This is a genomic window from Actinomadura vinacea (assembly GCF_039532545.1).
Classification (GTDB): domain Bacteria; phylum Actinomycetota; class Actinomycetes; order Streptosporangiales; family Streptosporangiaceae; genus Spirillospora; species Spirillospora vinacea.
On the sequence record NZ_BAAARW010000004.1, the window covers coordinates 159312 to 176460 of the forward strand.

At 71.5% G+C, this 17149-nt stretch carries 16 protein-coding genes and 1 pseudogene; 7 read left to right on the forward strand and 10 right to left on the reverse strand.

Translation table 11 applies throughout. The features are described from left to right. Positions 1 to 86: 86 nt before the first annotated feature. The 7 genes from ABD340_RS06465 to ABD340_RS06495 all read left to right on the forward strand — a co-directional run bounded on the left by ABD340_RS06465 (position 87) and on the right by ABD340_RS06495 (position 7094). Positions 87 to 803: a GntR family transcriptional regulator gene (locus tag ABD340_RS06465; protein WP_344587596.1), complete on the forward strand. Its 717-nt coding sequence runs from the start codon at positions 87 to 89 to the stop codon at positions 801 to 803. Next, positions 800 to 1804: an ADP-ribosylglycohydrolase family protein gene (locus tag ABD340_RS06470; protein WP_344587598.1), complete on the forward strand. Its 1005-nt coding sequence runs from the start codon at positions 800 to 802 to the stop codon at positions 1802 to 1804. The genes ABD340_RS06465 and ABD340_RS06470 overlap by 4 nt, the downstream gene beginning before the upstream one ends. Beyond that, positions 1801 to 3312, forward strand: a complete 1512-nt coding sequence (locus tag ABD340_RS06475) for a purine-cytosine permease family protein (RefSeq protein ID WP_344587599.1) — start codon at positions 1801 to 1803, stop codon at positions 3310 to 3312. Before ABD340_RS06470 ends, ABD340_RS06475 begins: the two co-directional genes overlap by 4 nt. Continuing rightward, positions 3309 to 4232, forward strand: coding sequence for a PfkB family carbohydrate kinase (locus tag ABD340_RS06480; protein WP_344587600.1), 924 nt, complete (start codon positions 3309 to 3311; stop codon positions 4230 to 4232). Before ABD340_RS06475 ends, ABD340_RS06480 begins: the two co-directional genes overlap by 4 nt. A 94-nt stretch (positions 4233 to 4326) precedes the next feature. Further along, positions 4327 to 4767 (forward strand): hypothetical protein, encoded by a 441-nt coding sequence (locus tag ABD340_RS06485; RefSeq protein WP_344587601.1) that lies wholly within the window; start codon positions 4327 to 4329, stop codon positions 4765 to 4767. Positions 4768 to 5298: 531 nt separating this feature from the next. After that, a complete protein-coding gene (locus ABD340_RS06490) occupies positions 5299 to 6336 on the forward strand; it encodes a 2,5-dihydroxypyridine 5,6-dioxygenase NicX family protein (RefSeq protein WP_344587602.1) in 1038 nt (345 codons plus the stop codon). Beyond that, positions 6333 to 7094 (forward strand): maleate cis-trans isomerase family protein, encoded by a 762-nt coding sequence (locus ABD340_RS06495; protein WP_344587603.1) that lies wholly within the window; start codon positions 6333 to 6335, stop codon positions 7092 to 7094. The genes ABD340_RS06490 and ABD340_RS06495 overlap by 4 nt, the downstream gene beginning before the upstream one ends. A 64-nt stretch (positions 7095 to 7158) precedes the next feature. Here ABD340_RS06495 and ABD340_RS06500 read toward each other — a convergent pair whose 3' ends face one another. The 10 genes and pseudogenes from ABD340_RS06500 to ABD340_RS06545 all read right to left on the reverse strand — a co-directional run. Beyond that, positions 7159 to 7998 (reverse strand): alpha/beta fold hydrolase, encoded by an 840-nt coding sequence (locus ABD340_RS06500; protein ID WP_344587604.1) that lies wholly within the window; start codon positions 7996 to 7998, stop codon positions 7159 to 7161. Then, positions 7991 to 8641: an isochorismatase family protein gene (locus ABD340_RS06505; RefSeq protein WP_344587605.1), complete on the reverse strand. Its 651-nt coding sequence runs from the start codon at positions 8639 to 8641 to the stop codon at positions 7991 to 7993. Before ABD340_RS06505 ends, ABD340_RS06500 begins: the two co-directional genes overlap by 8 nt. Continuing rightward, on the reverse strand, positions 8634 to 9329 hold the full coding sequence (locus ABD340_RS06510) for an SRPBCC family protein (protein ID WP_344587606.1): 696 nt from the start codon (positions 9327 to 9329) through the stop codon (positions 8634 to 8636). The genes ABD340_RS06505 and ABD340_RS06510 overlap by 8 nt, the downstream gene beginning before the upstream one ends. After that, on the reverse strand, positions 9326 to 9823 hold the full coding sequence (locus ABD340_RS06515; RefSeq protein WP_344587607.1) for a (2Fe-2S)-binding protein: 498 nt from the start codon (positions 9821 to 9823) through the stop codon (positions 9326 to 9328). The genes ABD340_RS06510 and ABD340_RS06515 overlap by 4 nt, the downstream gene beginning before the upstream one ends. After that, positions 9820 to 12186: a xanthine dehydrogenase family protein molybdopterin-binding subunit gene (locus ABD340_RS06520; protein WP_344587608.1), complete on the reverse strand. Its 2367-nt coding sequence runs from the start codon at positions 12184 to 12186 to the stop codon at positions 9820 to 9822. The genes ABD340_RS06515 and ABD340_RS06520 overlap by 4 nt, the downstream gene beginning before the upstream one ends. Beyond that, positions 12183 to 13061: an FAD binding domain-containing protein gene (locus ABD340_RS06525; RefSeq protein WP_344587610.1), complete on the reverse strand. Its 879-nt coding sequence runs from the start codon at positions 13059 to 13061 to the stop codon at positions 12183 to 12185. Before ABD340_RS06525 ends, ABD340_RS06520 begins: the two co-directional genes overlap by 4 nt. A gap of 58 nt (positions 13062 to 13119) precedes the next feature. Continuing rightward, positions 13120 to 14526 (reverse strand): MFS transporter, encoded by a 1407-nt coding sequence (locus ABD340_RS06530; protein WP_344587611.1) that lies wholly within the window; start codon positions 14524 to 14526, stop codon positions 13120 to 13122. Between the two features lie 40 nt (positions 14527 to 14566). Next, positions 14567 to 15835 (reverse strand): FAD-dependent monooxygenase, encoded by a 1269-nt coding sequence (locus ABD340_RS06535; RefSeq protein WP_344587613.1) that lies wholly within the window; start codon positions 15833 to 15835, stop codon positions 14567 to 14569. A 279-nt stretch (positions 15836 to 16114) separates the two neighbouring features. Then, complete coding sequence (locus ABD340_RS06540) at positions 16115 to 16615, reverse strand: MarR family winged helix-turn-helix transcriptional regulator (RefSeq protein ID WP_344587615.1); 501 nt, start codon at positions 16613 to 16615, stop codon at positions 16115 to 16117. Between the two features lie 147 nt (positions 16616 to 16762). Then, positions 16763 to 17149 (reverse strand): annotated as a pseudogene (locus ABD340_RS06545) (hypothetical protein); the annotation flags it as partial.

Below are 17149 nucleotides of genomic sequence, written 5' to 3' on the forward strand. Positions count from 1 at the left end.
TCAAATGTCACCCGACGGACCCGGATCGGCGGACTCCTCCGCGGGTCTCCGGCACGGGGACGGGAACGATGGCGTAATGTACAAGTATGAACAGGAGTGGACAGGTTCGCTTCGGTAAGCGGGATCGGCTGGTGGCCGACCTCGCACGGCAGATCGAATCGGGGCGCCTCGCGTACGGGGAACGGCTTCCCGGCGAGAACGAGCTGGCCGAACACTACCGGGTCAGCCGCGGCACCGTCCGCGGCGCACTGTCCGAGCTCCAGCGGCGAGAGTTGATCGCCACCCAGGGCGGCGTCGGTTCGATCGTGACGTTCGACGGCGTCCGGCTCGACCAGGCCACCGGGTGGGCGACCGCGCTGGCCGCCTCCGGGTTCGACATCGGCGTGGAACTCCTGGGCATCGAGCGGACCACGGACACGGTGCTCGGCGAGCGGTTCGGCGTCGAGGAGTTCGTCGCCGTACGGCGCCTGCGCAGGGATCCCGTGGCCGGGCCGGTGTCGTACGAGGTCGCCCGTGTCCCGGCCACCGGCGGCCTGGCAGGCCTTCCGGAACGGGGCCTGCTCGGCGGCTCCCTCACCGCGACGCTCGCCGCGGCCGGCCTGCGCGTCGAGGGCGGCGAGCAATGGATCGGTACCGAGGCCCTCACCGCCGACGCCGCGGCCCTGCTCGAACGGCCGGAGGGCGAGCTGTTCCTGAGGTCCACCCGCGTCAGCACCGGCGCCGGCGGCGGGCTGGTCGAGCACGTCGTCAGCCTGCTGGACCCGGCCAGGTTCCAGTTCCACCTGACGTTCGGCGTCCGATGAGCGTCCGCGACCGTGCGCTGGGCGCGTTCACCGGACTGGCGCTCGGCGACGCGATGGGAATGCCCACGCAATCGATGTCCCGCGCGCAGATCACCGCCCGCTACGGGCCCGTCCGCTCGCTGCTGGACGCCGTCGCGGAGCAGCCGATCTCACCGGGCCTGCCCGCCGGATCCATCACCGACGACACCGAGCAGGCCGTGCTCGTCGCCAAGCTGCTCACCGACGGCGCCGGGCGCATCGACCCGGCGGTGTTCGCCAAGGCACTGCTCGACTGGGAGGCCGGGATGGTCCGGCGCGGCCTGGCCGACCTGCTCGGGCCGTCCACCAAACGCGCTCTCGAACTCCTCGGCTCGGGGGTGCCGCCCGAGGAGGCCGGACGGACCGGTACGACGAACGGCGCCGCCATGCGGATCACCCCGATCGCCATCGCCACGCCCCCCGACCTCGGCCCGCTGCTCGACGCGGTCGTCGAGGCCAGCGCCCTCACCCACAACACCAGCCTGGGCCTCGCCGGGGCGGCGGCGGTCGCGGGGGCGGTCTCCGCCGGGATCGACGGCGCCGACCTGCCCGCGGCGCTCGACCACGCCGAACGCGCTGCCGCCGAAGGGGCCCGCCGCGGCCTCTGGAGCGCCGGCGGTGACATCGCCGCGCGCATCCGCTGGGCCCGGCGCTGGGTGCGCGGCATGGACGTCCCCGCCCTCGCCGACGCCGTCGCGGAGGTGATCGGCACGTCGGTCGCCGCGCAGGAGTCGGTGGTCGCGGCGTTCGCGCTCGCCGAGGCGCTCGGGGACAGGCCCGTGGAGGCGCTCGCGCTCGCCGCGAGCGTGGGCGGCGACACCGACACGGTCGCCGCCATGTGCGGCGCCGTCCTCGGGGCGCGGCACGGAACCTCAGGCTTTCCCGCGGACCTCATCACGGTGGTGCGCGAGGTCAACGCCCTCGATCTGGAACCCGTCGTCGACGGGCTGCTTCAACTCCGGCAGCGAAGGAGAACCCGGTGACCATCGACACGACCGTCCAGAGCGGCGAGGCGCCCGCCGAGGGCGCCATGGAGACCCGTGGCATCGAGCCGGTCCCCGAGAACGAGCGGCACGGCCACCCGATGCAGCTGTTCTGGGTGTGGTTCGCCGCCAACATCTCGATTCTCGGCCTGCCCTTGGGCGCGACCCTGGTGGCCGTCCAGAAGCTGACGTTCTGGCAGTGCGTGATCGTCGCGCTGCTCGGCTCGGTGGGCTCGTTCGCCATCGTCGGCGTGGTGTCCATCTCCGGGCGCCGTGGCGGCGCGCCGGGACTAACGCTGTCACGCGCGGTCTTCGGCGTCCGGGGCAACGCGGGGCCGACGCTGGTCTCGCTGCTGTCCCGGCTGGGCTGGGAGACGGTCAACACCACGACCGCGGCGTTCGCGCTGCTGTCGCTGTGCGCGATCCTCTTCGGCACCGACACCGCCGCAAAGGACACGCCCGTGCTGACGATCGGCTGCATCGCCGTCTTCGTCGTGTGCACCCTCATCGTGTCCGGGCTCGGGCATCGCGTGCTGGTGGCCGTGCAGCGCTGGGCCACCTGGATCTTCGGCGCGCTGAACATCGTCGTCGCCGCCTCCCTGGTCGCGACGGTCGACTGGCACGCGGTGGGCGCGGCCTCTCCCGCCCCGGTCGGCGCCATGATCGCCGGAATCGGCACGATCGCCGCCGGGACCGGGATCGGCTGGGCCAACGCGTCCGCCGACATGTCCCGCTACCAGGCGCCCGCCGTCCGCGCGGGCGCCCTGGTGGCCTCGGCGGCGGCGGGCGCGGGAATCCCGCTGGTGCTGCTCATCTCGCTCGGCAGCCTGCTGTCGGCGGGCGACCCCACCCTGGCGGAGGCTGGCGACCCGGTCGCCGCGATCCGCGGGATGCTGCCCGCATGGGCGGCCGTGCCGTACCTGATCGCCGCGTTCGGCGGGCTGCTGCTGTCCAACCACCTGTCGGTGTACTCCGCCGGGCTCACCACCCTCACCCTGGGCCTGCGGGTCAAGCGCGTGTACGCGGTGATCGTCGACGTCGTCGTCACCACCGTCGGGGCGATCTACTTCATGCTCGTCGCGGACAGCTTCTACGACCCGTTCATCACGTTCATCAGCCTGCTCGCCGTGCCGATCACCGCCTGGGTCGGCGTCTTCGTGATCGACATGCTGCACCGGACGGACTACGACGCTGCCTGGCTGATGGACATGGGCCGCGCCAGCGGCTACTGGTACCGGGGCGGGGTGGAGCCGCGGGCCCTGGCCGCCTGGGCCGTGGCGATCATCGCCGGGTACCAGTTCACAACGGCGGGCACGGGCGATGACGTGTGGTTCACCGGGTTCTTCGCCGAAAGCTGGCCAGGGCGCAACGGGATGGGCTGGTTGATCACCTTCGCCGTGGCCGCGGGCCTGTACGCGCTGCTGGGCGGCGCCCGCCGCGTGGCGGAGCAGCAGCGGCGGAGCCGTTCGGGGGGTCTGGGGGACCGCCCCCAGGGAGGCACCGCGTGAGCGGCCGCCTGGTGCACACCGGCCAGGTCATCGTGGACCTGGTGATGCGGGTGAGGGACGTGCCCGAGCCCGGCGGCGACGTGCTGGCCTCCAGCACCGAACTGCTCACGGGCGGCGGCTTCAACGTGATGTCCGCTGCGGCCCGCAGTGGCGCCCGGGTCGTCTACGCCGGGGCGCACGGCACCGGCCGCTTCGGCGACCAGATCCGCGCGTCGCTGCGAGACGAGGGCATCGCGATCGCCTCTCCCCCGCTGGCGGACGGCGACACCGGCCTCTGCGTCGCCTTGGTCGACAAGACCGGCGAACGCACCTTCGTCACCGGCACGGGTGCGGAGGGCAGGATGCGGCCCGAGCAACTCGCCGCCATCGACGTCCGCCCCGACGACCTGGTCTACCTCAGCGGCTACAGCCTCCTGCACGAATCCAACCGAGCCGCGCTGCGCGCCTGGCTCCCCACGCTGGGCCAGTCCCGTGTCCTCCTCGACCCGGGCCCCCTGGCCGCCCAGATCGACGCGGACACGCTGACCGAGATCCTCCCAAGCGTCGACGTCCTGAGCTGCAACGCCACCGAGGCCCACGCGCTGACCGGCCTCGCCGAGTCCGCCTCGGCGGCCGCGGCCTTGAGGGCACGCCTCGGCCCCGGCGCGGCGACCATCGTCCGTACCGGCCCCTCCGGCTGCGTCCTGTCCACCAGCGACACCACCCGTACCATCCCCGGATCCCCGGTCACCCCCGTGGACACCAACGGCGCCGGCGACACCCACTGCGGCGTGCTGGCCGCCACGCTCCTGGCCGCCGCCGACCTGGAGACCGCCGCGCACCGCGCCAACGCGGCGGCGGCCTTCTCCGTCCTGCGCTCCGGCCCGGCCACCGCCCCCACGGCCTCCGAACTCGACCGCTTCCTGGCCGAGCGAACCTGACGGAGACCGGCAAGAAGCACCAAAACCGGGAGTAGCTACGCGGCCGCGTCACCGGGCGATCGTCTCGCGGCCGGCGCCCGTCACCATCTCGTAAGTGAGCCTTTACGCGGGTGCCCCGGCAGGGGATCGCGGAACGATGGTGAAGATCATCGACCATGGCACCTGGGCCCTGACGGCCACCTGGAACCGGCCCTGGTACTGGGCATGCGTGGTGGGCCCGGACCGGCCCCTGGCGCGGGCGCCGATGCCCGCGGCCGGCGGCACGGACGTGCGCACCGCCTCATACGAGGCGACCCAGAAGGTCACCGAGCCGTTCGGGCCCGCGCGGATCGGGCTGGACGCGGCCGCGGACGTGCTGCCCGGCCCCGCGGACGCCACGGCGACCTGGGCGGCACCCGGCTGGTCTTCGAGGAACACCGCCGGGGGTGTCTACCCGTACAGGGGCATCCCCCGGTACGAGATCCCCTGCACGGTGACCGGGACGGTCGAGGTCGGCGGCGAACGGTTCGAGATCGACGCGTACGGAGCGCGATGACCGGGCCGGTCTCGGGCGCCGCCGGGCTGACCGCCGACTGGCTGACCGGGGCGCTGGCGCCGCACCTGGAGGGCGGGAAGGTGATCGCGGTACGAGGCGAGCTTCTACGCCGAGATCGCCCCGCCCCTGGACGCGGGTGTCCCGGCCTGCCACTTCGTCGCCTACGACGACGACCGGGACGACTATGTCGTGCTGCTGGAGGACCTGGCGCCGGCCGAGCCCGGCGACCAGCTGGCGGGCGTCACGCCGCAGGACGCAGGGGCCGCGGTGGACGAAACACCTCGCCGGGTTCTCCATCGTGCGCAATCCCGAAAGCTATCGCATGTGGGGCGGGTTCCTGTGAGCCGCTGGCCACCGGGGGTGATGTCGGCGGCACACCCCCCGGGATGGCCAAATGTCGTGAGAAAACGGGCCTGACCTCTTGCGTTGGGCAAGTCGTCCGTGTTCGGATTAATTCCTGTCACCTGGGCCGGCCCCTCGAGGGCCACTCCGGCCTAAATCATCAGTGTCCGGACTAATTAGCGAGGCTGGATGGACCAGAACCTGCTGAACGAGATCTGCTTGCGGCAGCTCACGCTGAGCGGTGTCCACGAGGGGGAGACCCTCGCGGTGCTCTCCGAGGGGGCCGAACGGCTCGACTACGCCGACGCGTTCCTCTACGCGGCGCGGCGGCTCGGCGCGAGCGCTTTCCACATGCGGCTGCCGATGCCGGGCGCCGGGTCCGGCGCCTGGGCCGTCGGGCAGTCCGAGCTCGGCGGCAATCCGCGGGCGGTAGAGGCTCTCAAGCAGGCCGACATGCTGATCGACCTGAAGTTCCTGCTGTTCAGCAAGGAGCAGTTCGCCATCCAGGACGCCGGCACCCGGATCCTGACCGTGGTCGAGCCCGCCCCGCTGCTGGCCCGCCTCATGCCGACCCCCGAGCTGCGCGAACGCGTGGAGGTGGGGGCGGAGCTGCTGGCCAAGGCCGGCACCATGCGCATCACCAGCCCCGCCGGGACGGACGTCACCTACCGGCTCGGGGTCTACCCGACGATGAGCGAGTACGGGTACACCGACCAGCCGGGCCGCTGGGACCACTGGCCGGCCGCGTTCGTCTTCACCGGCGGCGCGGACGACGGTGTCGACGGCACCATCGTGCTCTCCCCGGGCGATGTCCTGCTGCCGTTCAACACCTATGTGCAGACCCCTGTCACGCTCACCATCGAGAAGGGGTTCATCACCGACATCAGGGGTGGTCTCGACGCCGACCTGCTGTCGTCCTACATCAAGTCGTTCGACGACCCGCGCGGCTACGGCATGTCCCATGTCGGGTGGGGTCTGGACGAGCGCGCCCACTGGCACGGCCTGACCCAGTTCCCCGGCGGCATGGGCATGGAACTGCGCTCGTTCTACGGCAACGTCATGTTCTCGATCGGCCCCAACAACGAGCTGGGCGGCCCGAACGACACCCCTTGCCACTTCGACATCCCGATGCGCGGCTGCAGCCTCTTCCTCGATGACGAGCCGGTCGTCCTGGACGGCGACGTCGTCATCCCCGAGATGCGGCCCGCCGCCCGGAGGAACGCATGACCGACCACCACATCGGCCTGATCGTGCCGAGCTCCAACCTCACCATGGAGACCGAGCTCCCGCGCATGCTACGGGCCCGCGAGGAGGCCGAGCCCAGCGACCGCTTCGTGTTCCACAGCGCCCGCGCGCGCATGCAGCACGTGACGCCCGAGCAGCTGCGGGCCATGAACGCCCAGGCCGAGCGCGCCGCCCGCGAGCTGGCCGACGCCCGTCCCGGCGTCGTCACCACCGCGTGCCTGGTCGCCATCATGGCCCAGGGGCCCGGCTTCCACTGCATCGCGGAGGACTCGATCAAGGGCGCGCTGCGTGAGGAGGGGTCGGAGGCGCCCGTCGTCTCCAGCGCCGGCGCCCTGCTGACCGGCCTGGGCGCCTTGAAGGCCAAGCGCATCGCCGTCATCACGCCGTACATGAAGCCGCTGACCGAGCGGGTCGTCGAGTACGTCGAGGACGCGGGTGTGGAGGTCGTCGACGCCCTGAGCCTCGAGGTCGCCGACAACCTCGACGTGGGCCGCCTCGACCCGGTGGACCTCCAGGACCACTGGCGCAAGCTCAACCTGACGAACGCCGACGCCCTCGTCCTGTCCGCCTGCGTGCAGATGCCGTCGCTGCCGTCCATCCAGGTCGTCGAGAACGAGGCGGGCCTGCCGGTCCTGTCGGCCGCAACCGCCACGACGTTCTGCGTCCTGTCCGAGCTGGGCCTCGCGCCCACCGTTCCCAACGCGGGCAGCCTTCTCAGCGGCAAGTACACCGCGGCCTAAACAGACACAACCGAATGCGGCCCCCGGGAAACTCCGGGGGCCGCAGCTCGTTCGTCCAGGACGATCAGATCAGCTCGCGCAGGATCTCGCGGAGCGTCCCCAGCGCGACCCGGGGGTTGTCCCAGAAGACCATGTGACCTGCGTCGGGGACCTCGACGAGACGCGCGGCGGCGTTGGCGCGGGCCGCCTCAGCGGCGCCGCCGGCGGTCACGACCGGGCTGTCCCCGCCGTGCACCAGCACTGACGGCCCGGGGACGGCTGGCCAGAAGTCGAAGAAGTCCTCGCTCTCGAAGCCCCGGTGGGTCGCGGCAACCGCCTCGTCGCCGCAGCTCGCGAGCCACCGGGCGCGCAGCTCCTGCTCGCGGCGCGGCCAGTGCGGCCAGGACGCCGCGACCTCGTCGGCGTCGGTGCCGCGCCGGGCCTGCCGCAGCTGGTCCTGGAACGCGGCGAGGGTCGTCGGGTACGGGCCGCGGCCGGGGCCGCTCATCGGCGGGTCCACCAGGATCGTCCCGCGCGGTGCGGTGGCGGACTTGGCGGCGGTGAACGCCGCGATCCGGGCGCCCATCGAGTGGCCCAGCAGCAGCGGCCGGTCCAGCCCGAGACCGGCGATGACGGCCTCGGTGTCGGCGGCGTAGTCCTCCAGCGCGTAGCCGGCGCCGTCGTCGGAGAAGCCGCGGCCACGCACGTCCAGGACGATCGGGCGTACCAGGTCGGTCAGCTCCCTGGCGACGAAGTCCATGCCGATCGCGGGCGTGGTGATGCCGGGTATCACCAGCACCGGAACCCCGTCGCCGCCGTAGTCCAGCGCGTGCAGCCGAACGGGCCCCGAGGAGACCCAGCGGCTGGTGGCGGGGACGGCGGCCAGGTCGGCGAGGGCCGGCTGGGTCAGGACGCGGTCAGACACGGATGCTCCCGGCTTCGGTGAGGAACTCGATGGCCTCGGCGACATCGATGACGTCGCCGTACTTGGCCTGGATGTCGAACAGGTTGGCCTCGTGCGGGCCGGGCGCGCGGTCGCCGACGCACTGGCGCGGCACCAGTACCGAGAAGCCCGACTGCACCGCGTCGACGGCCGTCGCCCGGACGCAGCCGCTGGTCGTCGCACCGCAGACCAGGACGGTGTCGCGGCCCAGGGCGGTGAGGGTGGCGGCGAGCGTGGTCCCGAAGAACGCCGAGGCGCCCTTCTTGACGATCAGGACGTCCTCGTCGTCGCGGAACGGCAGCCGGTCGTCGACCTCGACCGCCGGGGTGCCCGCGCGCATCAGCCGCATGCCGGGCGCCTTCTGTAGCCAGGTCACGGCGTCGCCGGACGCCTCGGTGGGGGTGTAGGCGATCGTCGTGTAGATCACCGGGATCCCGGCGGCGCGGCCGGCCTCGATCAGTCTGCCCGTGGCGGCGACCACCTCGGTCAGGTCGGCGCCGGACGGGTAGGCCGGATCGGTGAATCCCTTGGTGAGGTCGACGACGACGATCGCCGGGCGGTCGCCCCGGCGCACCTCGGCGCCGAACCCGGCGTGTGCGTAGAGGGCGTCGACGTCGTCAGCCACGGCGCAACTCCTTGATCAGCTTGGCCTGGGTGCGCAGCTTGCAGAGCAACCACCCCTGGAAGAGCCCGGCCGTGAACGCGGCGGCGACCGGCGCGTACCTGGCCGCGTTCGGCGGCAGGAGCATGGCGAGCCCGTTCAGCTCCGCGTCCGCCGCGACCGGTGCCGCTGCGGCGGGTGCGGCCACGGCGGCGGGCGAGGCGGCGGACGGAGCGGTCGAAGCCGCGGCGGCGCCCGAGCGGTCGGCGTCGATCAGGGCGGCGAGGTTGCGCGCGAACTGCTGGAGCAGCCGGTTGGACACCGCGACGATGGCGCCCTTGCCGAACTGCACGAGCTTGCCTCGGATCAGCAGGTCGGTCTTGAGCCGCAGCACCGCGCCGGCGCCCCCTGCCGCCTCGTCCACGGTGAGCTCGACCTCCGCCTCGGCGTCGCCGTTGCCGTGTGCGTCGGCGCCGCGGCCCTGCAGCCGCAGCCGGCGATGGTCGGGCTCGACCTCCAGGAACCGCACGGTCCCGGTGTACGCGGCGGTGATCGGGCCGACCTTGACCTTCACCCCACCGCGGTAGGCGTCGCCGTCGCGGCCGTCCAGCGCGGCGCCTGGCAGGCAGGTGACGACCCGCTCCACATCGTTGATCAGCGTGAACACCTCGTCGGGGGTGGCGTTCACCGTGATCTCGTTATCCAGGATCATCGGGTCTCTCCTGCTCCACAGCGCCGCTCCCGGGCGCAGCTCTCGATCGCGTCGACGATGGTCTGGTAGCCGGTGCACCGGCACAGGTTGGAGGCCACGACCTCGCGGATCTCCGCCCGGTCCGGGTCCGGGCGCTCGGCGAGGAAGCCCTCGGCGAGCATCAGGAAGCCGGGCGTGCAGAACCCGCATTGCAGGCCGTGATGGGCGGAGAACGCCCGCTGCAGGTCGTTCATCTCGCCCTCGGGGGCCAGCGATTCGACCGTGCGGACGTCGCGGCCCTCGGCCTGCGCCGCGAAGATCAGGCAGGCGCGTACCGGGGCGCCGTCCAGCAGGACGGTGCACGCCCCGCACACGCCGTGCTCACAGCCCACGTGGGTGCCGGTGAGGCCGATCTGGTGCCGCAGCACATCGACGAGCGTGTGGCGGGACTCCACCACCAGATCGTCGTGCCGCGTCCCGTTGACGGTCAGGCTGATCAGCAGCTTCTCACTCATGCGGGCACTCCGACAGGGGTCAGGGCGAGCAGCACCGTCGCCGGGCGGATGGGGGTGTCGTCAAGTTCCACGCCGGTGCGGCGCAGCGCGTCGTTCACCGAGTTGAGGACGGCCGCCGGGGCACCGATCGTGCCGCCCTCACCCGCGCCCTTGGCGCCGCCCTCGGTGAACGCGCAGGGCGTCTCCAGATGGTGGATCGCGATGTCCGGGATCTCCATGGCCGTGGGCACCTTGTAGTCGATGAAGCTCGCGCACGACGGTTCGCCCTGCTCGTCGTAGGTGACCTGCTCGAACAGCGCCCCCGCGATGCCCTGGGCGATACCGCCGCGGGCCTGGCCTTCGACGACCTGCGGGTGGATGGCGACGCCGCAGTCCTCGACGCACACGTACCGCAGGATCTCCACCTGCCCGGTGCCGGGGTGCAGCTCCACGACCACGCCGTGCGCGGCGTTGGAGAACGTGCCGTCGCCCTGGACGTCGAATGTGGCGGTGGCGGTCAGCCCGGGGTCGGCCCCCTTGGGCAGCAGGTGCGCCTTGAGGTAGGCGACATCGGCCAGATCGGCGAACGACACCGACCGGTCGTGGTCGTCGCACCGCCGGACGCGGCCGGGGCCAAGCTCCACCTCGTCCGGCGTCGTGTCCAGCAGGTGAGCGCCCAGCGTCAGCAGGCGGTCGGCCAGCTTGGCGGCCGCGCGCGCGACGGCACTGCCTCCGATGGTCGCCGACCTGCTGGCGAACGTGCCGAAGCCGTATGTGACCCGGTCGGTGTCGCCTTGATGGATCTTGACCTGGGCGAGGTCGAGGCCCAGCCGGTCGGCGGCGATCTGCGCGAGCGTCGTCTCGTGGCTCTGCCCGTGGCTCATCGTCCCGGTCGTCACCGTGACGCCGCCGCTGAGGTCCATCCGGATCTCGGCGATGTCGAAGCCCGGCACCACCGCCATCTTGCGCTTGGCGAACGCCGCCGTCCCGTAGCCGGTGCGCTCGCTGAAACAGGAGTAGCCGATTCCGAGGAAACGGCCCTCGGCGGCGGCCGTGTCCTTGCGCTCGTACCAGCCCTCCTCCTTGAGGACCTTCTCGCAGAGGTCGAGCGATTCCAGGTAGGAACCCGGGTCGTAGGTGACGCCGTTGACGCCGGTGTAGGGGAACTCGGTGATGAGGTTCCGCCGCCGGATCTCGACCGGGTCCATGTCCAGCTCGCGCGCGGCACGTTCGAACAGCCGCTCCATGACCATCACGATCTGCGGGCGGCTGACCCCGCGGTACGGCGCGGTCGGCGCCTTGTTGGTGGTGACGGCGCGGCCCCGCACCCGATAGGCGGGGACGCGGTAGACGCCCGGCATCTCCGCCGACGCCATCAGCGGCTCGATGCCCGCGGTGAACGGGTAGCAGGAGTAGGCGCCCATGTCGCACACAACGTCGGCGTCCAGGGCAAGGATGCGGCCTTCGGCGTCGAACGCGGCACGCGCGTCGTAGCGCTGCTCGCGGGCCAGGAAAGAGGCCGACAGCGCGTCGCGGCGGTCCTCGATCCACTTGACCGGCCGCCGCAGCCGCAGGCACGCCGCCCCGACGGCGATCTCCTCCCGTCCGACCACGCATTTCTGCCCGAAGCCCCCGCCCATGTCGGGCACCACGACCCGGACGGTGCGCTCGTCGAGGCCGAGGCAGCCCGCCATCACCGTGCGGACCTGATGCGGGGTCTGCGTGCACGTCCGCACCAGCAACTGTTCCTCGCGCGCGTCCCACTCGGCCACGGCGCCGCGGGTCTCCAGCGGGAGGGCGTTCTGCCGGGGCGTGCTGGTTTGCACGCGCACCACCTGGTGTGCTCCGGCGAAGACGGCGTCGATGCCCTCGGTGGCGAACATCGACACGTCCACCAGCGTGTTGGCCGTGGCCTCGTCGTGCACCAGGGGTGCCCCCTGTGCCAGCGCCTGCTGGTCGGAGAGCACCGGCGGACGGACCTCGTAGGTCACCTTGGCCGCCTCGATCCCGTCCTCCACCGTGTAGGGGTCCTTGGCGATCACGATGGCGATCGGCTCGCCGACGTACCGCACCCGGTCGCGGGCAAGCACCGGCATCGCGGTGGGCACGAACTCGGTGAGCGGCCGGTCCAGTTCGGCGACGATGTCGCCCATCTCCAGGTCGGCGGCGGTGTAGGCGGCCACCACACCTGGCACCCGCAGCGTCTCCGACAGGTCGACGCCGGTGACGACGCCGTGGGCGACCGTGCTCCGTACGAACTGCGCGTGCAGCATGCCTGGAAGGTGGATATCGTCGACGAACCGCCCTCGTCCGGTCAGCAGCCGCGGATCCTCGCGCCGGGCGACCGACGATCCCACCCAGCCTTTCGGCACCGCCGATGTCATCGGGCCATCGCCTCCTCACATGCTCGAACGACCAGGGTGCGGGTGAGCGCCCTGCGGTAATCGGCGCTGCCGTTGGCGTCACTGGGCGGGTCGATGGCGGAGGCGGCCGCCTCCGCGCATTCGGCGAACGTGCCGCCTCCCGCCAGCACGGCCTCGGCCTCCGGGATCCGCAGCGGTGCCGGGGCGACCCCGCCGAGGACGACCCGCCCGCCGCGCACCCCGCCGCCGACCGGCGCGCCATCGCACGGCGTGGCACGTTGCACATCCAGGGTGACGGCCGCGGCGACGGTGGCGAAGTCCCCGCTGCGCTCGGCGAACTCGGTGAGCGCGGCGTGCGGCGCCGGGCGTGGGAAGACGACCTCGACGATCAACTCCGCGGGGTCGAGCGCCGTGCTGAAGAAGCCGTGGAAGAACTCCTCCGCCGGGATCACGCGGCGCCCGTCCAGCCCCACGACGACGATCTCGGCGCCCAGCAGGACGGCGAGCAGGCACCACTCGGCGGTGGCATCGCCGTGGGCGAGGCTGCCGCCGATCGTGCCCCTGGTGCGGATGGGCAGGTGCCCGAGCCACCGCATCGCCTCGCTGAGCACACCGAACCCAGGCCCGAGCCGCTCCGCCGGCGCGGTCTCCACCTCGTGATGGGTGGCCAGCGCCCCGATGCGCAGCGCGTCGCCGGCACGGCGGACGTAGGCCAGCTCGCGGCTCAGGCCGGTGAGATCGACCAGGTGCGCGGGCCGGGCCAGCCGGAAGTTCATCATCGCGACCAGGCTCTGGCCGCCCGCGATGAACTTGGCGTCCTCGCCCAGCTCGGCGAGCAGGCCGACGGCACCGGTGACGTCGCGGGCGCGGTGATAGGTGAACGAAGCGGGTTTCATGGTCCTCAGTCAGGGATCTGTCTTACACGTTGGTCAGGCCGCCCGGCCGCGAACGGCCTCAGCCACCGACCGGAACGTCGGCGGCGTCGCCGGTGGCGTCGCGGACCTCGCCGACGTCGGCGACCTGGTCCAGCTTCTGACCCTTCGTCTCCGGTGCGGCCACGGCCATCCACAGCATCACCGCGGTCACGATGCCGGCCACGACGATGAACGTCATGGTCAGTCCCAGCATCGGCCACAGCAGCCCGCCGAAGATCATCGGGATGAAGCCGGAGAAGACCCGGCTGACCGAGGACGCCCAGCCGAACCCGCTGGCCCGGATGTGGGTCGGGTACAGCTCGGCGACGTAGGCGTACAGCACCGGGATCGCGATCTGGATGAAGAAGCCGAAGATCCCGAGCCACAGCAGCGCCGCGTTCGGCATGTCAAGGAAGGCCGCGAAGGCCACCAGGGCGATCGTGGCGACCGGCGCCGAGGCGCCGATCGCCCACTTGCGGCCCAAGGCCTCCACCAGCCAGGCCGACAGCGCCACGCCGACGATGCCGACCGCGGTCATCAGGGTGCTTTTGGCGAACGCGGCGCTGTCGCTGTAGCCCTCCTCCTTGAGAATCGTCGGCATCCAGGTCAGGGCCACGTAATAGGTGGTCATCACGGAGACGAACAGCAGCCAGGCCACCGAGGTGATGCGCGGGCTGAAGCTCCAGACCAGCTTGAACTGGTCGTAGGCCGCCCGGAGCCCCCGAGGACGGTCGTCGTCCTCGACCGGCGCCTGGAAGGCGTACGGTTCGGCGGCCGCGCCGGTCCGCGCGACGAGGTCGTCGATGACGGCGCGGGCCTCCCGCTCGCGCCCCGCCTTGGCGAGGTAGAGGGGCGACTCGGGGACGCCCCGCCGCACCCAGAACATCAGCAGCGCGGGCAGGATCATGACGGCGAGCATCCACCGCCAGTTGCCCTGCACCGGCTGCAGCAGTGTCGCCGCCACACCGGCGAACGTCGCGCCGATCGGCCACCAGATGTCCATCGCCGCCAGGATCTTGCCGCGCAGCCTGGCCGGTGAGAACTCACCGACCAGCGCATAGTCGACGGGGATGCAGCCGCCCAGGCCGAACCCAGCGAGGAACCGGAAGAGGAGGAACACCCCGTAGCTCGGCGACAGTGCGCCGAGTACCGAGAACAGCGCGAACAGCAGCAGCGTCAGGCTGAAGGCGCGCTTGCGGCCCAGCCGGTCGGCGACCGTGCCCCACGCCACGGCGCCCACCGCCATGCCGATGAGGTTGGCGGTCGCGACCAGGCCCTTCTCGCCGGTCGAAAGGTCGAAGTGCGTGGCCAGCAGCGGGGTGAGGAAGCCGTTGAGCGCGACGTCCCAGGCGTCGAACATGTACCCGAGGCCGCCGATGATGAAGATCTTGCCCTGAACCCGCCACTTCCATGGCAGCTCCTGGACGATCTGGTTTCCGGTCTTCATGCAGGTACCCACCCGAGGGGTCTAGAGGTGGAACAGGGATCTAGCTGTGGAACTGGTAGTGGAATGTCTCCTCGTCGGGGTCGTTGAGCGGGGTGCCGTTCCATAGCCACTCGTAGGAGACGTCCGACTCCCCGTTGAACCGCTTGAGCTTCTCGTCGCGCTCCCGCTGCTCAGGCCCGTCGGGCAGGTGGTAGAACGCCATATTGCGCCAGGCGGCCTCCTGCACCATTCCGGCATGCTTCGCGCGGCGTGAGACGTAACGCATGAGCGCCTCACGGACGCCGTCCACCGTGACCGCGCCGAGCTCCTCGGCCAGCACGGCGGCGTCCTCCATCGCCTGTGACGCGCCCTGCGCCTGGTAGGGCAGCATCGCGTGGCATGCGTCGCCCAGCAGGGCGACCTGGCCGTCCACCCATACCGGGTCGCGGCGGCGGTGGTACATGGCCCAGGCCGAGATCTCGCCCTCGGCCTTCTCCAGCATCGACACCACCCGGTCGTCCCAGCCGGGAAAGGCGCCCGCGAGCTCGTCCACGGTGGCGGTCGCGGTCCAGTTCTCCTCGACCTCCCGTGAGGCCGGGACGATCGCGACGACGTTGAGCAGTTCGCCACCGCGGATCATGTAGTGCACCAGATGCCGGTCCGGGCCGTACCAGATGGTGCTCTGGAAGCGGTCCACCAGCCAGCGGGTGGCCGGGTCGGCGGCGATCTTGTCGCCCGGGATCAGCGCCCGGTAGGCCATCTCGCCGGAGAACAGCAGCGTGTCGGGCATCCCGAGGGCGTCCCTGATCCGAGACCTGATGCCGTCCGCGCCGACCAGGACGTCGGTCTCGAACCGTTCACCGGTCTGGGTGACGGCGGCCGGACGAGCCGGGTCGGTCTGGTCGATCGAGACGACCCGCGTGCCGGTCCGGACCTCGACCACCGGGCCCGCCCCGGTCGGGTCGAGGCAGGAGTCGAGCAGGACCTTGTGCAGGTCGGCGCGGTGGTAGTGCCAGTAGGGGGCGTTGTAGTGGCGCTTGCAGAAGTCCCCGAGCGCGGTCAGGCCGATGACGCTGCCGTCCTGCCACCTGCGCCGCACCTGGTCAAGGGGCTCGGTGTGGATGGCCTCGAGTTGCGGGCGCAGGCCGAGCCCAAGGAGGACCCGGCTGGCGTTGGGGGCGGTCTGGATGCCCGCGCCCACCTCGCCGAGCTCGGCGGCCTGTTCCAGGACGGTGACGCTCAAGCCCCGTTGACGCAGCGCCAGCGCGGCGGTGAGCCCACCGAGCCCGCCACCGACGATCGTGACGCTGTACGACTGGGTAGCCGTCACTGAGTCCTCCATACAATCGATTCGGCACCAAAGGGGTCACTGGTTAGGCATGGCGAAGACAGCCGACCCTGGCTGGCAGAGGGTATGCAGGATGGCCGCTCGCAGCAGAATTAATCCGAACACGGACGATCTCGAAAAACAAGACCTTGCGGGCAACTTGCGAAACGATGTAACAGGGGCGAAACCTGGTGAAACTTAAGGTATGCGTCATACGGGAGGTTCGCCCCGGTCGCCCCGACCCAGGCGTCCCGGTCTCCTCAGGCTGAGCTCAGGTCGGGCTCAGTCCTCGATGAGCCCATCCCAGTGGTTGGCCAGCACCGTCAGGTCTCGCAGCAGACGTTCCCGCTCAGCGGGCCCGTAGCCGCCCAGCAACTGCTCGTCCAGCGCGCGGGCACGCCCGTTCACCTCGCTCAGGCGCCGCTCGCCCTCCTCAGTCAGGTAGAGCAGCTTGCGCCGGGCGTCGTGCAGGGCGGTGTGCCGGACGATCAGGCCGTTGTTCTCCATCCGCCGGACGACGTCGGCCATCGTGGAGCGGTCGAGCGCCACGGACGAGGCGAGCGAGCCCTGATCCACGCCCGGGTGCTCGTTCACCGCGACCAGCACGGAGAACTGCGGGCCGGTCAGCGTCGGGTCCACTACCCGCGCCCACAGCGCGACGTAGGACTGATAAAGGCGCCTGGCGACGTAGCCGGGCGCCTCCGCCAGGCGAGCAGGCGTCGCGATCTCCGCGCCGTGGTCCACTCTCTGCACCATCGCCGACTTGCCCGAATCACCCGCCATGCCCCTACCTAACCATGTGCCGGATACGCCCGGATGAGCTGGTGGGTCGCGAGCTCGGTCCACCCCGCCGGAACGCCACGGCGCCTTCGCCGCCGCGTCCATGAAGGTGAGCAGCATCATACTGGCATCAGGATCGTAGGTCGGTCGTCACGTTCGTAGGCACGGGCAGGCGGCTCGTGGGCGTCGCCAGTTCGGGCTGCACCTCGTCGCCGTTCTCCGTGTGCGGCGGCGGCCGGAGCCCCAGGAGCCGGTGCCGGGCTGGGCGGAGTGCGCTTCGTCAGCGAGTTGGGCGGGGCCGGCGGCGTTGCTGCTGCGGGCCAGGTGGTCGCAGATCGAGGCCAGGTCGCTCTCGCCGAGCCGGCCGTGGATGGCGGCCATGCCCAGCGCCTTGTCGACGCGCTGGTCGCCGACCAGTGAGGCCAACTCGATCGCGCGGGCGGACTGGCCGCCCATCACAAGATCCAGATGGCCGCTAAAGGCTGTCACGTAACTCGCCTGTTGGATGGGGACGATGTTGGCTTGGCCGTTCCTGGT

Bases quoted from the DNA above. Each gene is read 5' to 3' on its own strand.
- ABD340_RS06465 (WP_344587596.1), top strand. From the start codon at position 87: ATGAACAGGAGTGGACAGGTTCGCTTCGGTAAGCGGGATCGGCTGGTG.
- ABD340_RS06470 (WP_344587598.1), top strand. From the start codon at position 800: ATGAGCGTCCGCGACCGTGCGCTGGGCGCGTTCACCGGACTGGCGCTC.
- ABD340_RS06490 (WP_344587602.1), top strand. From the start codon at position 5,299: ATGGACCAGAACCTGCTGAACGAGATCTGCTTGCGGCAGCTCACGCTG.
- ABD340_RS06495 (WP_344587603.1), top strand. From the start codon at position 6,333: ATGACCGACCACCACATCGGCCTGATCGTGCCGAGCTCCAACCTCACC.
- ABD340_RS06510 (WP_344587606.1), bottom strand. From the start codon at position 9,329: ATGATCCTGGATAACGAGATCACGGTGAACGCCACCCCCGACGAGGTG.
- ABD340_RS06515 (WP_344587607.1), bottom strand. From the start codon at position 9,823: ATGAGTGAGAAGCTGCTGATCAGCCTGACCGTCAACGGGACGCGGCAC.
- ABD340_RS06520 (WP_344587608.1), bottom strand. From the start codon at position 12,186: ATGACATCGGCGGTGCCGAAAGGCTGGGTGGGATCGTCGGTCGCCCGG.
- ABD340_RS06525 (WP_344587610.1), bottom strand. From the start codon at position 13,061: ATGAAACCCGCTTCGTTCACCTATCACCGCGCCCGCGACGTCACCGGT.
- ABD340_RS06530 (WP_344587611.1), bottom strand. From the start codon at position 14,526: ATGAAGACCGGAAACCAGATCGTCCAGGAGCTGCCATGGAAGTGGCGG.
- ABD340_RS06540 (WP_344587615.1), bottom strand. From the start codon at position 16,615: ATGGCGGGTGATTCGGGCAAGTCGGCGATGGTGCAGAGAGTGGACCAC.